This window comes from Streptomyces sp. NPDC047917, assembly GCF_043204345.1.
In the GTDB taxonomy this organism is placed as follows: domain Bacteria; phylum Actinomycetota; class Actinomycetes; order Streptomycetales; family Streptomycetaceae; genus Streptomyces; species Streptomyces sanglieri.
The window spans coordinates 140,686-155,758 of the sequence record NZ_JBIDCA010000012.1 but is presented as its reverse complement, the minus strand read 5'-3'; the positions used below and the strand labels follow the sequence as shown (position 1 = coordinate 155,758).

13 protein-coding genes are annotated in these 15,073 nt (G+C 71.6%); 5 read left to right on the top strand and 8 right to left on the bottom strand.

Translation table 11 applies throughout. The annotated features are described in order from the left end of the window. Window positions 1-89: 89 nt before the first annotated feature. From ACGF8B_RS28485 to ACGF8B_RS28470, 4 genes are all read left to right on the top strand, one after another. Entirely contained in the window at window positions 90-389 is a 300-nt protein-coding gene (locus tag ACGF8B_RS28485; RefSeq protein WP_392744091.1) for a YtxH domain-containing protein, read from the top strand. A gap of 69 nt (window positions 390-458) precedes the next feature. After that, window positions 459-1,904 (top strand): FGGY family carbohydrate kinase, encoded by a 1,446-nt coding sequence (locus tag ACGF8B_RS28480; protein WP_392744088.1) that lies wholly within the window; start codon window positions 459-461, stop codon window positions 1,902-1,904. A 168-nt stretch (window positions 1,905-2,072) separates the two neighbouring features. Next, on the top strand, window positions 2,073-3,806 hold the full coding sequence (locus tag ACGF8B_RS28475; protein ID WP_342286837.1) for an ABC transporter ATP-binding protein: 1,734 nt from the start codon (window positions 2,073-2,075) through the stop codon (window positions 3,804-3,806). After that, the gene (locus ACGF8B_RS28470; RefSeq protein ID WP_392744085.1) at window positions 3,806-5,737 is read left to right on the top strand and encodes an ABC transporter ATP-binding protein; all 1,932 of its coding nucleotides are present in this window, start codon (window positions 3,806-3,808) and stop codon (window positions 5,735-5,737) included. Before ACGF8B_RS28475 ends, ACGF8B_RS28470 begins: the two co-directional genes overlap by 1 nt. Window positions 5,738-5,799: 62 nt before the next feature. On the opposite strand, the gene ACGF8B_RS28465 is transcribed toward ACGF8B_RS28470, so the two are convergent. The 6 genes from ACGF8B_RS28465 to ACGF8B_RS28440 form a co-directional block, all read right to left on the bottom strand. Next, entirely contained in the window at window positions 5,800-6,903 is a 1,104-nt protein-coding gene (locus ACGF8B_RS28465; protein WP_392744083.1) for an RNA polymerase sigma factor, read from the bottom strand. 204 nt (window positions 6,904-7,107) lie between these two features. Continuing rightward, window positions 7,108-9,018, bottom strand: a complete 1,911-nt coding sequence (gene dnaG / locus ACGF8B_RS28460) for a DNA primase (RefSeq protein WP_392744080.1) — start codon at window positions 9,016-9,018, stop codon at window positions 7,108-7,110. A gap of 127 nt (window positions 9,019-9,145) precedes the next feature. Continuing rightward, window positions 9,146-10,405: an NAD(P)/FAD-dependent oxidoreductase gene (locus tag ACGF8B_RS28455; RefSeq protein WP_392744077.1), complete on the bottom strand. Its 1,260-nt coding sequence runs from the start codon at window positions 10,403-10,405 to the stop codon at window positions 9,146-9,148. A gap of 199 nt (window positions 10,406-10,604) precedes the next feature. Continuing rightward, a complete protein-coding gene (locus tag ACGF8B_RS28450) occupies window positions 10,605-11,924 on the bottom strand; it encodes a deoxyguanosinetriphosphate triphosphohydrolase (protein WP_392744629.1) in 1,320 nt (439 codons plus the stop codon). Window positions 11,925-12,028: 104 nt separating this feature from the next. Then, the gene (locus tag ACGF8B_RS28445) at window positions 12,029-12,220 is read right to left on the bottom strand and encodes a hypothetical protein (protein WP_392744075.1); all 192 of its coding nucleotides are present in this window, start codon (window positions 12,218-12,220) and stop codon (window positions 12,029-12,031) included. A gap of 68 nt (window positions 12,221-12,288) precedes the next feature. Then, window positions 12,289-13,101, bottom strand: a complete 813-nt coding sequence (locus ACGF8B_RS28440) for a Cof-type HAD-IIB family hydrolase (RefSeq protein ID WP_392744073.1) — start codon at window positions 13,099-13,101, stop codon at window positions 12,289-12,291. Window positions 13,102-13,281: 180 nt separating this feature from the next. On the opposite strand from ACGF8B_RS28440, the gene ACGF8B_RS28435 reads away from it, so the two are divergent. Then, the gene (locus tag ACGF8B_RS28435; protein ID WP_392744071.1) at window positions 13,282-13,992 is read left to right on the top strand and encodes a vancomycin high temperature exclusion protein; all 711 of its coding nucleotides are present in this window, start codon (window positions 13,282-13,284) and stop codon (window positions 13,990-13,992) included. A 26-nt stretch (window positions 13,993-14,018) separates the two neighbouring features. Here ACGF8B_RS28435 and cutA read toward each other — a convergent pair whose 3' ends face one another. Next, window positions 14,019-14,357, bottom strand: coding sequence for a divalent-cation tolerance protein CutA (gene cutA, locus ACGF8B_RS28430; RefSeq protein WP_392744068.1), 339 nt, complete (start codon window positions 14,355-14,357; stop codon window positions 14,019-14,021). A gap of 86 nt (window positions 14,358-14,443) precedes the next feature. Further along, entirely contained in the window at window positions 14,444-15,070 is a 627-nt protein-coding gene (locus ACGF8B_RS28425; protein WP_392744066.1) for an NADPH-dependent FMN reductase, read from the bottom strand. Window positions 15,071-15,073: the final 3 nt, after the last annotated feature.

The following is a 15,073-nucleotide window of genomic DNA, read 5'->3' as shown; positions in this document are numbered from 1 at the left end:
GATCTCCGGTGCCCGCGGGTAGGCGGGCAGCACACGTCGCAGCGAGCGCCGCACCGAGCGCCGCGCTGAGCCAAGGAAGGGTGGCAGCCATGCGGTACCGGCTCACGTTCATCGCCGGACTGGCCCTCGGATACGTGATCGGGACACGGGCCGGGCGCGAGCGCTACGAGCAGATGAAGAAGTCCGCACGCCGGTTCGCCGAGAATCCGGCCGTGCGCAATACCGCCGAGTCCGCCGCGCAGAGCGGCCGCGACCTGGCCGGCAAGGCGTACCACGCGGTGAGCGACAAGGTGGGCGGGAGGGTTCCGGCCGGCGTTGCCGACCGGGTGCGCTCGCTGCGGGACCGCGGCCGGAACGGCGAGGACGACTGGGGCACCAGCAACACATAGGGGCACCACCCCCACCACTGCCGCTCCACCGGTACGGAAACGGTCCGGCGGTGCGGCAGAATCTTGGGCATGGGGATAGTCGCCGGCTTGGACAGTTCTTCCGCCTTCACACACATCGTCGTCTGCGATACGGACACGGGCGCAGTGCTGCGCCGAGGGTTCGCCGCACACCCCGTCGAGGCGAAGGCCACCGAGGTCGACCCGCAGGCATGGCTGCTCTCGCTCGGCGAGGCCGCCGGCGGCGGGCTGCTCGAAGGGGTGCAGGCCATCGGCGTCTCCGCCCAGCAGCACGGCCTGGTACCGCTGGACCGCCAGGGCAATCTCGTACGCCCGGCGCTGCTCGGCAACGACAAACGGGCGCAGGCCGCCGCGGCCGATCTGGTCGACGGGCTCGGCGGGCGGCAGCCCTGGGCCGAGGCGGTCGGGGCGGTGCCGCAGGCCGCGCAGCCGGTGGCGAAGCTGCGCTGGCTGGCGCGGACCGAGCCGGAGGCGGCCCGGCGGGTGGCCGCGGTGCTCCAGCCGCACGACTGGCTGGTGTGGCAGTTGCTGGGGCGCCCGGCCCGGCGGACCACCGACCGGGGTGCCGCGTCCGGCACCGGGTACTGGTCCGCGGGCAGCGGTTCCTACCGGCCCGACCTGGTGGAGCTCGCGCTCGGACACCAGGCGGCGCTGCCCGAGGTGCTCGGCCCCTCGGACGCGGCCGGGACGACGCCCGAGGGGCTGCTGATCTCCGCGGGTACCGGCGAGACGATGGCCGCCGCGTTCGGGCTCGGCGTCGGGGTCGGCGACGCGGTGGTCTCGCTGGGTGCGTCGGGCTCGGTCATGGCGGTGCACCACGAGGCGCTGTCCGATCCGGACGGGATGATCACCTCGTTCGCGGACGCGACCGGGATGCATCTTCCGGTGGTGTACACGTCCAACGCGGTACGGGCGCTGCGCGGGACCGCCGAGATGCTCGGCGCGGAGGGCCTGGAGGAGCTCTCCGCGCTGGCCCTGAAGTCCACGCCCGGGGCCTCCGGGCTGGTGCTGCTGCCGTACCTGGAGGGCGAGCGGACGCCGCGGCTGCCGCACGCCGCGGGGACGCTCTGCGGGCTGCGGCGCGAGTCGATGAAGCCGGAGCACCTGGCGCGGGCGGCGTTCGAGGGGATGCTGTGCTCGCTGGCCGACGCACTCGACGTGCTGCGCGGCCGGGGCGTCGAGGTGCGCCGGGTGTTCCTGCTGGGGGCGGCGGCCGAACTGCCCGCCGTGCAGGGGCTGGCGCCCGCTCTCTTCGGTACGCAGGTGGTCGTGCCGCAGCCCGCCGAGTACGCGGCGCTGGGCGCGGCCCGGCAGGCGGCCTGGGCGCTGGCGGTCTCGCAGGGGACCGGCGATCCGCTCACGCCCCCGGCCTGGCAGGGCGCCGCGGCGCAGGTGCTGGAGCCGGGCGAGGAGCTGGCCGTCGGGCAGGCGGTGCGCCAGCAGTACACGGCCACTCGGGACCAGATCCACCCGGAGGCGTTCGACTCCGCGCCCTGAGCGGTCCAGCCGTGCGAACGGGCCGAGTACACGGAGCGATGCGAACCCCTCCACTTGTGTACTCGGTCTGTTTTTTGACCTGGTCTTGAGTAAAAACGCTCGCAGTCACGCCCCCCGGTGCCGGAAAATGGGTCGACTCCTGCCTTCTGCCGACTCCGAGAGACACGCGTGCTCATAAAAATCCTGCGGGCCTATCTCGGTCCGTACAGAAAACCCATCCTGCTGCTGGTCCTCCTCCAGCTGCTGCAGACCTGCGCCAGCCTCTATCTGCCCACCCTGAACGCCGACATCATCGACAACGGTGTCGTCGAGGGGGACACCGGCTACATCCTCGAATTCGGCGGCATCATGATCGCCGTCAGCATCGCCCAGGTGGTCTGCAACATGGGGGCCGTCCACATCGGCGCCCGCACCGCGTCCGCGCTCGGCCGCGACGTCCGGGCGTCGATCTTCGACCGGGTGCAGTCCTTCTCGGCGCGTGAGGTCGGGCGCTTCGGGGCGCCCTCGCTGATCACCCGTACGACCAATGACGTCCAGCAGGTCCAGATGCTGGTGCTGATGACGTTCACGCTGATGGTGTCGGCCCCGATCATGTGCGTCGGCGGCATCGTCATGGCGCTCGGTCAGGACGTCCCGCTGTCCGCAGTGCTGCTCGCGGTGGTGCCGGTGCTCGGCATCGCGGTGAGCCTGATCGTGAAGCGGATGCGCCCGCTGTTCCGCACGATGCAGGAGCGGGTCGACACGGTCAACCGGGTCCTGCGCGAGCAGATCACCGGCAACCGCGTCATCCGCGCCTTCGTCCGGGACGGCTACGAGGAGGAGCGGTTCCGCGGCTCCAACACCGAGCTGACGGACGTGGCACTGTCCACGGGCCGGCTGATGGCGCTGATGTTCCCCACCGTGATGACGGTCGTGAACGTCTCCTCGATCGCGGTGATCTGGTTCGGTGCCCACCGCATCGACAGCGGGGGCATGGAGATCGGGGCGCTGACCGCGTTCCTCGCGTATCTGATGCAGATCGTCATGTCGGTGATGATGGCGACCTTCATGTTCATGATGGTGCCGCGCGCCGAGGTCTGCGCCGAGCGCATCCAGGAGGTCCTGGAGACCGAGTCCAGCGTGGTCCCGCCCGTCAAGCCGGTCCGCAAGCTGCTCGCCCACGGTCATCTGGAGGTGCGCGGCGCGGACTTCCGCTACCCGGGCGCCGAGGAGCCGGTGCTGCGGTCGGTGGATCTGGTGGCCCGCCCCGGCGAGACCACCGCGATCATCGGGTCGACGGGCAGCGGGAAGTCGACGCTGCTCGGTCTCGTACCGCGGCTGTTCGACGTGACGGACGGCCAGGTGCTGGTCGACGGCACGGACGTGCGGACGCTGGAACCGGCGCTGCTGGCGAGGACCGTGGGTCTCGTTCCGCAGAAGCCGTATCTGTTCTCCGGGACGGTCGCGACCAATCTGCGGTACGGAAACCCGGACGCGACCGACGAGGAGCTGTGGCACGCGCTGGAGGTCGCGCAGGCCAAGGAGTTCGTCACGGCGCTGGAGCACGGTCTGGACGCGCCGATCTCGCAGGGCGGCACCAATGTGTCGGGCGGGCAGCGGCAGCGGCTGGCCATCGCCAGGACCCTGGTGCAGCGCCCGGAGATCTATCTGTTCGACGACTCGTTCTCCGCGCTCGACTACGCCACCGACGCCGCGCTGCGCGGGGCGCTCTCCCGGGAGACGGCCGAGGCGACCGTGGTGATCGTGGCGCAGCGGGTGTCCACCATCCGCGACGCGGACCGGATCCTGGTGCTGGACGAGGGCCGGGTGGTCGGCTCCGGTACCCATCACGAGCTGATGGACGGCAATGAAACGTACCGGGAGATCGTGCTCTCCCAGCTGACGGAAGCGGAGGCCGCGTAATGGCCGGGCCTGGCGGACGCATGATGGCGGGCGGGGCGCCGACCGACCGGTCCATGGACTTCAAGGGGTCTTCGAAGCGGCTGCTGAAGCGCTTCGCGACGGAGCGGACCTCGCTGTACGTGATGCTGCTGGCCTGTGCGCTGAGCGTGGGTCTGTCGGTGGTCGGGCCGAAGATCCTCGGCCGGGCGACCGACCTGGTCTTCGCCGGGGTGGTCGGCCGGAAGATGCCGGAGGGGACGACCAAGGAGCAGGCCGTCGAGAGCCTGCACAACAGCAACAGCGGCCTGGCCGACATGCTCTCCAAGGTGGACTTCGTCCCCGGTCACGGCATCGACTTCGGCGCGGTGGGCGACGTACTGCTGCTGGCGCTGGCGGTCTATGTCGGTGCCGGTCTGCTGATGCTGGTGTCGACCCGGCTGTCGATCCGGATCATCAACCGGGTCGTGTTCCAGCTGCGCGAGGACATCCAGACGAAGCTGTCGCGGCTGCCGCTGTCGTACTTCGACCAGGCCAAGCGCGGCGAAGTGCTCAGCCGGGCGACGAACGACATCGACAACATCTCGCAGACGATGCAGCAGACGATGGGCCAGCTCATCAACTCGCTGCTCACCATCGTCGGCGTGCTGATCATGATGTTCTGGGTCTCGCCGCTGCTGGCGCTGGTCGCGCTGGTGACGGTGCCGCTCTCGGCGGTCGTGGCGACGAAGGTCGGCAAGCGTTCGCAGCCGCAGTTCGTGCAGCAGTGGAAGGTGACGGGCAAGCTCAACGCCCACATCGAGGAGATGTACACCGGGCACACCCTGGTGAAGGTCTTCGGCCGCCAGGAGGAGTCCGCGCGGGACTTCGCCGAGCAGAACGAGGCGCTGTACGAGGCCGGGTTCAAGGCGCAGTTCAACAGCGGGATCATGCAGCCGCTGATGATGTTCGTCTCCAACCTGAACTATGTGCTGATCGCCGTCGTGGGCGGTCTGCGGGTCGCGTCCGGCACGCTGTCGATCGGTGATGTACAGGCCTTCATCCAGTACTCGCGGCAGTTCTCGATGCCGCTGACCCAGGTCGCCTCGATGGCGAACCTGGTGCAGTCGGGTGTCGCCTCGGCCGAGCGGATCTTCGAGCTGCTGGACGCCGAGGAGCAGGGCGCCGACCCCGCGCCCGACGAGCGGCAGCGTCCGAAGGAGCTGCGGGGCAGCGTCTCGCTGGAGAAGGTGTCGTTCCGTTACGACCCGGAGAAGCCGCTCATCGAGGACCTGTCGCTGAACGTCGAGCCGGGTCACACGGTCGCGATCGTCGGCCCGACCGGGGCCGGCAAGACCACCCTGGTCAACCTGCTGATGCGGTTCTACGAGGTGACGGGCGGCCGGATCACGCTGGACGGGGTCGACGTGACGAGGATGTCCCGCGACGACCTGCGGCAGGGCATCGGCATGGTCCTCCAGGACACCTGGCTGTTCGGCGGTTCGATCGCGGACAACATCGCGTACGGGGCATCGCGCGAGGTCACCCGCGAGGAGATCGAGGAGGCGGCGAGGGCGGCCCACGCCGACCGGTTCATCCGCACCCTGCCGGACGGTTACGACACGGTGATCGACGACGAGGGCTCCGGTGTCAGCGCGGGCGAGAAGCAGCTGATCACCATCGCGCGGGCGTTCCTGTCCGACCCGGTGATCCTGGTGCTCGACGAGGCGACGAGCTCCGTCGACACCCGTACCGAGGTGCTGATCCAGAAGGCGATGGCACGGCTGGCCCACGGCCGTACGAGCTTTGTGATCGCGCACCGGCTCTCCACCATCCGGGACGCCGACATCATCCTGGTGATGGAGAACGGCTCGATCGTCGAACAGGGCACCCACGACGAGCTGTTGGCCGAGGAGGGCGCCTATGCCCGGCTGTATTCGGCACAGTTCGCGCAGGCGGTCGCCGAAGTCGACTAGCAGCGCTCCCTGTTCGGACGTGAGGGCCCGTGCCGCCGCCCGGCGGTGCGGGCCCTCACGCGTCAGTCGAGGTAGCCGCGGAGCTGGTCGGCGAAGGCGTGGTCGCGGAGTTTGCTGAGGGTCTTGGACTCGATCTGGCGGATGCGTTCGCGCGTCACGCCGAAGATCCTGCCGATCTCCTCCAGGGTGCGCGGCCGCCCGTCGTCCAGCCCGTAGCGCAGCTGGACCACCTTGCGCTCGCGCTCGCCCAGGGTGGAGAGCACCGCGTCCAGGTGCTCGCGCAGCAGCAGGAACGCGGCGGACTCGACCGGGGACGCGGCGTCGCCGTCCTCGATCAGGTCGCCGAGGGCGACATCGTCCTCCTCGCCGACCGGGGCGTGCAGCGAGACGGGTTCCTGGGCGAGCCGCAGGACCTCGCCGACCCGTTCCGGGGTGAGGTCGAGCTGGCCGGCGACCTCCTCGGCCGTCGGCTCGTAGCCGCGTTCCTGGAGCATCCGGCGCTGGACGCGTACGACTCGGTTGATCAGCTCGACGACATGGACCGGGACCCGTATGGTCCGCGCCTGGTCGGCGAGGGCACGGGACATGGCCTGGCGGATCCACCAGGTCGCGTACGTGGAGAACTTGTAGCCCCGGGCGTAGTCGAATTTCTCGACCGCCCTGATCAGCCCGAGGTTTCCCTCCTGGACCAGGTCGAGCATGGTCAGCCCGCGCCCGACGTAGCGCTTGGCGACGGAGACGACGAGGCGGAGGTTGGCCTCGATGAGGCGACGTTTGGCCATCCTCCCCATGACCACCAGCCGGTCGAGGTCGACGGCCAGCCGGGTGTCCGGGTCCGGGGTACTCGCGAGCCGTTCCTCGGCGAAGAGCCCGGCCTCGACGCGGCGGGCGAGTTCCACCTCGTCGGCGGCGCTGAGCAGTGGGATCCGGCCGATCTCCCGCAGGTACTGGCGGAAGAGGTCGGAGGACGGACCGGCGGTCTCCGGGCGTCTCCGGGCCCCGGACGGCTCCGGCGCCTGCGGCGGCTCCTCCATGAGCACCTCGGGCGGGTCGGGCGGATCGTCGGGGATCGGCGGCTCCACCTCGGCCTCCGGATGGTGCACGGCCCGGTTCTGCGCGGGGATGGCCGAGACGTGCTCGGTTTCGGTCAGGGTCCGGGTCTGCACGGGGGCGACCTCCAGGTGATCGCTGCCGGACCGCGGGGATGGAGGACCACCGTTCGATGGGCCGGCCGCGCTCCGATGTCTCAGGCACCGCACCCCAGTGTGGGGGAAGACACATCGCTGCCACGAGGGGCGTGCGGGGACTTTCTGAGCCCGGTCCGTGACCGGCCGGTTACGCGGGGGCGCTCCGGTCGCCGGGGCGGGGCGTCAGAGCGCGTCGGCCCCGTTGTTGCGCAGGGACTGGGCGTACTGCTGGAGGACCCAGACCTCGTTCTGTGCCGCCGCCAGGTGGTCGGGGGCGACATTGCTGCCGAGGCGGGCGAGGCTGCCCTGTACGTCGCCGATCCGGCGGTCCACGGCGCGCAGCCTGACCTGGACGAGCTGCATGCCCGCGTAGGTCTCGTCGATGGTCTTTCCGTGGAATACCTCGACCGCGAGTTCGGTGACCAGGTTGCGGACCGTGTCGTTGGGCGCCGCGTCCAGGACCTGGACCAGGTATTCGCGGGTCTCGGGGACGCCCAGCTCGGCGCCGCCGGCCTCCGCGATGCACTGCCGTACGGCGGCGTACGGCGGGGCGGTGAACTCGTCGGCCCCGTAGGCGTCGAAGGCCGGGGAGACCAGGGCGGGCTTCTGCAGGGCGAGCTTGAGCAGCTCGCGCTCGGTGCGGTGGGCGGGGCTGCGGAGGTTGAGCGCGGGGCCCGAGGGGGTGGCGGGGGGCGCCTGGACCTGCTGCTGCCGGGGGCCGCCGCGGGAGGGGGCCTGGCCTGGGCCCCGCTGGTCGCCCCGTTCGCGGGCCCAGCGGGCGAGCTGGCCGACCCGCTTGACCACGAACTGGGTGTCCAGGATGCCGAGCATGCCGGCCAGCTGGACGGCGACCTCGTGCTGCGAGGAGCTGTTCTTGATCCGGGCGACGACGGGGGCCGCCTCGTCGAGCGCGGCGCCGCGTCCGGCCGGGGTCTCCAGGTCGTACCGGCCGACGATCTGGCGGAGCGCGAACTCGAAGAGCGGGGTGCGGGGTTCGACCAGGTCGCGGACGGCCTCGTCGCCCTTGACCAGGCGCAGATCGCAGGGGTCCATGCCGTCCGGGGCGATCGCGATGTACGTCTCGGCGGCGAACTTCTGGTCGTCCTCGAAGGCGCGCAGGGCGGCCTTCTGCCCGGCCGCGTCACCGTCGAAGGTGAAGATCACGCGGGCGCTGCCGTTGTCCATCAGGAGGCGGCGCAGGATCTTGATGTGGTCGCCGCCGAAGGCGGTGCCGCAGGTGGCGATGGCGGTGGTGATCCCGGCGAGGTGGCAGGCCATGACGTCGGTGTAGCCCTCGACGACCACGGCCCGGCTGGCCTTCGCGATGTCCTTCTTCGCCAGGTCGATGCCGTACAGCACCTGGGACTTCTTGTAGATCGCGGTCTCGGGGGTGTTGAGGTACTTCGGTCCGTTGTCGTCGTCGCGCAGCTTGCGGGCGCCGAAGCCGACGACGTCGCCGGAGGTGTCGCTGATCGGCCACATCAGCCGGCCGCGGAAGCGGTCGATGGGGCCGCGCCTGCCGTCCTGGGAGAGGCCGGAGGCGATCAGCTCCTTGTCGCTGAAGCCCTGGCCGCGCAGATAGCGGGTGAGGTGGTCCCAGCCGGCCGGGCTGTAGCCGACGCCGAAGTGGGCGGCGGCGGCCTGGTCGAAGCCGCGCTCGGCGAGGAACCTGCGGCCGATCTCGGCCTCCGGGCCGTCCAGCTGCTCGACGTAGAACCGGGCGGCCGCCTTGTGCGCCTCGACCAGCCGGATGCGCTCGCCGCGCTGGTGGGAGGGGTTGTACCCGCCCTCCTCGTACCGCAGGGTGATGCCGGCCTTCGCGGCGAGCCGCTCGACGACCTCCGCGAACGTCAGATGGTCGATCTTCTGCACGAAGGCGATCGTGTCGCCGCCCTCCTGGCAGCCGAAGCAGTGGAAGAGGCCCTTGCTCGGACTCACCTGGAAGGAGGGGGACTTCTCGTCGTGGAAGGGGCAGAGTCCCTTGAGGTTGCCACCGCCCGCGTTGCGCAGCTGGAGATACTCGGAAACGACGGCGTCGATCGGGACCGCGTCCCGTACCGCCTTCACGTCGTCGTCATTGATCCTGCCTGCCACGGGTGAAGTCTACGGGTGGGGTGGGACAGCCGTGGAGCGCGCCGATGTGATCCCTGGAACCGCCGGTGCGGCGCGGACCGGCCGGCTCGTCCCGTCCGGGAGCCCCGGCGGGACGGCCGGGCCGCGCTCAGCCCAGGGATTCCAGCGGTACGGACGGGTCCGCCAGCGCGTCCGGGTCGACCGGCCGGCCGGACCGGATCAGCCCCTGCACGGTCTCGGTGACGTCCCACACGTTGACGTTCATCCCGGCCAGCACCCGGCGGTCCTTCAGCCAGAAGGCGATGAACTCCCGCTTCCCTGCGTCGCCGCGGATGACCACCTGGTCGTAGCTGCCCGGCGGCGCCCAGCCGGAGTATTCGAGGCCGAGGTCGTACTGGTCGGAGAAGAAGTACGGCACCCGGTCGTAGCTGACGTCCTGGCCGAGCATGGCGCGGGCGGCGGCCGGGCCGCTGTTCAGCGCGTTCGCCCAGTGCTCCACGCGCAGCCGGGCGCCGAGCAGCGGGTGGGCCACGTTGGCGACGTCACCGGCCGCGAAGATGTGCGGGTCGCTGGTGCGCAGCGAGGCGTCGACGGCGATGCCGCCGCCGTCCGCGCGGGGGGCCATCGCGAGCCCGGCGGTCTCGGCGAGGGCGGTACGGGGCGCGGCGCCGATCGCGGCGAGCACGTCGTGGGCGGGGTGCTCCTCGCCGTCGTCGGTGCGGACGGCGAGCACCAGGCCGTCCTGGCCGATGATCTCGGTGAGGCGGAGCCCGAAGTGGAAGCGGACCCCGTGGTCGCTGTGCAGGTCGGTGAAGATCTGGCCGAGCTCGGGGCCGACGACCTGGTGCAGCGGGGTCGGCTCCGGTTCGACGACGGTGACCTCGGCGCCGTAGCCGCGGGCCGCCGCCGCGACCTCCAGGCCGATCCAGCCGGCCCCGGCGATCACCAGGTGGCCGTTGTCCCTGCCGAGCGCGGCCAGTACGTTGCGCAGCCGGTCGGCGTGGGCCAGGCGGCGCAGGTGGTGGACGCCGGCCAGCTCGGTGCCGGGGACGGGGAGGCGGCGCGGCTCGGCTCCGGTGGCGAGCAGCAGCTTGTCGTAGTGGACGACGGTGCCGTCGCCGAGCCGTACGGAGCGGGCCTCCCGGTCGAGTGCGGTGACCGGCTGTCCCAGGTGCAGTTCGATGTCGGCGCCCGCGTACCAGGCGGTGTCGTGGACGAAGACGCTGTCCCGTTCCTCCTTGCCGGAGAGATAGCCCTTGGAGAGCGGGGGCCGTTCGTACGGATGGTCGCGTTCGTCGCCGAGCAGGATCACCCGGCCGCTGAAACCCTCCGCCCGGAGCGTCTCGGCTGCCTTCGCTCCCGCCAGTCCTCCGCCGACGATGACGAACGTCCGATGTGCGTCGACCACTTGATGCCTCCTCGGTGCTTGCTTCGCGGCGCCGCCAACTGCGAGCGTCCCGCACGCAGTGTGATGGCGAAAGAGGGTGTACCCCGATCAGGTCACACCCAGTGGCCGGGTCCAGTCTGCGCGGCGCCGGCCCCGACGCGGGGCGCGGCTCGCAGACGCGGCGGAATCGGGTCGGGCCGGACGGGGCCCCGCGGGCCGGTCACCGGCGGTTTCCGGTGAGCGCGGCGTGCAGCGAGCGGGCCGAGGCGTCGGTCAGGGCGGCGATCTGGTCGACCAGCACCCGCTTGCGGGCCCGGTCGTCGCGGGCGGCGTCGAACAGCGCCCGGAACTGCGGCTCCAGCCCCTCCGGGGCGCGCGCGGTGAGGGCGGCGGCCAGCTCGGCGATGACGATGCGCTGGTCGGCGCGGATCGCCTCCTGCTCGGCGCGCTGCATGACGTACCGGTCGGCGACCGCCTTGAGCACGGCGCATTCGTTGCGGGCCTCGCGGGGCACGACCAGCTCGGCGGCGTACCGCCCGAGGCGGCCCGTACCGTGGGCCTGCCGGGTGCTGCTCTCGGCGGCGAGGCAGAACCGGCCGATCAGCTGGCTCGTCGCGTCCTTCAGCCGGGCCTGGGCGACGGCGGAGCCGTCGTAGCCGTGCGGCCACCAGTCCTGGGCGATGAGCCGGTCCAGCGCGTCGGCCAGCTCCTGGGGCTCGGTGTCCGCCGGGACGTAGCGGCCGACGGCGACCGCCCAGATCGCGTTCCGCTCCGGTTCGGCGTAGAGGCAGTCGGGGTCGATGTGCCCGGCGTGCAGGCCGTCCTCGAAGTCGTGCACGGAGTAGGCGACGTCGTCGGACCAGTCCATGACCTGGGCCTCGAAGCATTTGCGGTCCTTCGGCGCCCCCTCGCGGGCCCATTCGAAGACCGGCAGGTCGTCCTCGTACACCCCGAATTTCGGCGAGCCGGGGTCGGTGGGGTGTGCGCCGCGCGGCCAGGGGTACTTGGTGGCGGCGTCCAGGGCGGCACGGGTCAGGTTGAGTCCGACGCTGACCAGCTCGCCGGTGCGGGTGTCGGGGACGAAGCGCTTCGGTTCGATTCTGGTCAGGAGCCGCAGCGACTGGGCGTTGCCCTCGAAGCCCCCGCAGTCCGACGCGAAGTCGTTGAGCGCCTGCTCTCCGTTGTGCCCGAACGGCGGGTGGCCCAGGTCGTGGGCGAGGCAGGCCGTCTCGACGAGGTCCGGGTCGCAGCCGAGTGCCGCCCCGAGCTCCCGGCCGACCTGGGCGCATTCGAGGGAGTGGGTGAGCCTGGTCCGGGGGCTGGCGTCCCAGGCGTGACCGCGGGTGCCCGGGGTGACCACCTGGGTCTTCCCGGCGAGCCGGCGCAGCGCGGCGGAGTGCAGCACCCGGGCGCGGTCGCGCTGGAACGCGGTGCGGCCCGGCCGTTTGTCCGGCTCGGTGTCCCAGCGCTCGGCGTCGCGCCGGCCGTAGGGACCGGTGCCGTGGTCCTGCGTGCCGTCCATGCCCTGCGTGCCGTCCATGCCGTCCATGCCGTCCATGGTTCCGACAGTAAACGGCCGGACCGACAAGAAGGCTCAGGCGGCCGCCCCGAGATGTCCGTTCATCAGGTTTTTCCTGCGGTTCATCAGGTTTTCCCTGCGGATACGCCCCGGGCGTCGTCCCGGGGCCGGGCGTCCGCCGGTACGGGCCTGCGGGTCCCGTTCCGGGTGACCAGGCAGAGCTGGGTGCCGAGCTGTGCGGTGAAACGGGTCAGCAGTTGCGCCGTGCTGTCGAGGGGCAGGGACTCCTGGGCTGGTGCCGGTGCCGGCTGCGTCATGGCTCGATGGTGCGGGAGAGAGGTTGCGGCGCCGTTGCGGGCGGGTGACGGGCCGCGTGCGGCGGGGTTCAGCGGGCGGCGCCGAAGAGCCGCTCGATGACGTCCGCGACCCCGTCCTCCTCGTTGCTGAGCGTGTGCGTCGCTATCGCGGCCAGCACGCTCGGGTGGGCGTTGCCCATCGCGTAACCGGCGCCTGCCCATTCGAGGACGCTCAGGTCGTTGGGCATGTCGCCGAAGGCGACGACCTCCGCGGCGTCGATGCCCCGCCCGGCGCACAGCACCGACAGGGTGCCCGCCTTGGTGACCCCGGACGCGCTGATCTCCAGCAGCCCGCGCCCGCCGGAGTGGGTGAGCTGCACCCCGTCGACGGCCCCCGCCTCGGCGGCTGCCAGCAACGCGTCCGCGTCGAGCCGGTCCGACCAGGCGAGGAGCTTGGTGACCGGGACGTCGGCCAGCCAGAGGTCCGCGAGCGACGGTACGGGCAGCTCGGCGCCGGTGTCCTCGGAGAGCCGCAGGCGGTAGGCCGGCTCGTACAGGATGTGGTTGCCGGTCTCCAGGGCGAAGCCGATCCCGGGCACGGCGGCGGCGAGCGTGGTGGCCACGCGGCGGGCGGTGGCGAGCGGCAGGGCGCGGGAGGAGACGACGGTACGCGTCCCGATGTCGTACACCATCGCCCCGTTGCTGCACACCGCCGTCCCCCCGAAGCCCGCGGCGTCGGCGAGCCGGTCGACGAACCTGGGCGGCCGGGCGGTGACGAGGACGATCTCCGCGCCGGCGCTCTCGGCGGTGCGCAGGGCGCGCAGCGTGCGGGGCGAGAGGGTGCCGTCGTTGCGCAGGAGGGTGCCGTCGAGATCGGAGGCGATCAGTCGTGGACGCAGCATTGGGCGATGCTAAGGGGCGGCCCGCCCGGCGGCGCGCGCGCCCCGGTCCGGTGGGGCGTGCGGCATTCGTCCCGTCCGTCCGAGAACCCTTTCGGCCTCCGGATCGTCCGATCAAGTGGGACGGCCGAGTGGGGCGCCCAGGCGGAACGACCGAACGCGGTACGGAAAGAGGGGGCTCCCATGCGGGTGAAGTGGCCGGGACGGCAGCTGCTCGGGCGGTTGCGGCCGCGGTTGCCGCGGACGCGGCGCGGGCAGCGGCGGGCCGTGCAGGCGGTGATGCTCGCGTGCGTGGCCGGGCTGGCGCCGATGACCTGGATGTACTCCGTCGCCGACGCCCGGGTCAGGACGACCGCGGACGCGCCCGCGCAACAGGTGGTCATGGTGTTCGGGGCGGGGCTCTGGCAGGGCAGACCGTCGCCGTATCTCGCCAACCGTCTGAAGGCCGCCGCCGAGCTGTACCGGGACGGGAAGGTGAAGGTCGTACTCGTCACCGGGGACAACAGCCGGGAGGAGTACGACGAGCCGGATGCCATGCGCACCTATCTCAAGGAGCACGGGGTGCCGGACGAGCGGATCGTGAGCGACTTCGCCGGGTTCGACACCTGGGACTCCTGCGTACGGGCCAAGAAGATCTTCGGGGTCGACCGGGCGGTGCTGGTGAGCCAGGGGTTCCACATCCGCCGGGCGATCGCCCTGTGCCGGTCCGCGGGGATCGACGCGTACGGCGTCGGCGTGGACGCCAAGCACGACGCGACCTGGTACTACGGCGGGACGCGGGAGGTGTTCGCGGCGGGGAAGGCGGCGCTGGACGCCTTGTTCAAGCCCGATCCGCACTTCCTGGGGCCCCGGGAGACGGGGATCGGGGAGGCGCTGGCGGCGCCCGAACGGTAGGCCCCGCGGCCCCGGATCCTCCGGGGCTACAGGGACGTGACGGGTGCGGTCTCGGCCGAGACCCAGGCGAGGTAGCCGGCGCTGCCCCGTACCACCGGGATCGCGATGATCTCCGGGGTCTCGTAGTCGTGCGCCGCCTCCAGATGGGCCTCCAGTTCGCCGTACCGCTCCGTTGTCGTCTTGATCAGCAGCTGCCACTCCTCGGTGGTCTCGATGGCGTTCTGCCAGCGGTAGACCGAGGTGACGGGCGCGGAGATCTGTACACAGGCGGCGAGCCGCGCCTCCACCACGCCCTGTGCCAGGGCATGGGCCTTCTCCTCACTGTCCGTCGTGGTCAGTACGGTCAGCCATGCCGGCGTCGTCACTTTCGGCTCCTGCGGGGTCGGATCGCCGGATGTCCCGGCACCCGTCGATTGTCGGGGACGCGGCGGCGCGGCGCAGCGCTCCCGGGTCAGGCGCCGTACGGGCGGACCGCCTTGGCCTCGCGCAGGGCATGCCCCCACCAGACCAGCTGGTCCAGCAGCACCTTGGCCGCCGCGTCGCAGCCCGCCGGGTCCTGGTGCCTGCCGTCGTCGTCGAAGAGCGCGCCCGCGTTGTGGAAGGACACCGTTTCGCGGATGCCGACGGTGTGCAGCTCCGCGAAGACCTGCCGCAGGTGCTCGACGGCGCGCAGCCCGCCGGAGACCCCGCCGTACGAGACGAAGGCGACAGGTTTGGCCTGCCACTCGTCGCGGTGCCAGTCGATGAGGTTCTTCAGCGGGGCCGGGTACGAGTGGTTGTACTCGGGGGTGACGACGACGAAGGCGTCGGCCGCCGCCAGCCTGGACGCGACGGCCGCGAGCCGCTCCCGCGACTCGTCGTCGGGCCGGAAGGAGAGCGCGACCGGGAGGCCGAGTCCGGCGACGTCGACCAGATCGGTCTCGATCTCCGGGTGGGAGCCGGTGTGCGAGAGGAACCAGTCGGAGATGACGGGGGCGAAGCGCCCCTCCCGGTTGCTGGCGAGGATGACCGCGACCTTCAGGGGGGCGGTGGAGCCGGTCGTGGGTGCGGTGGATGACGGTGCTGTGATGAGGTCCATGCG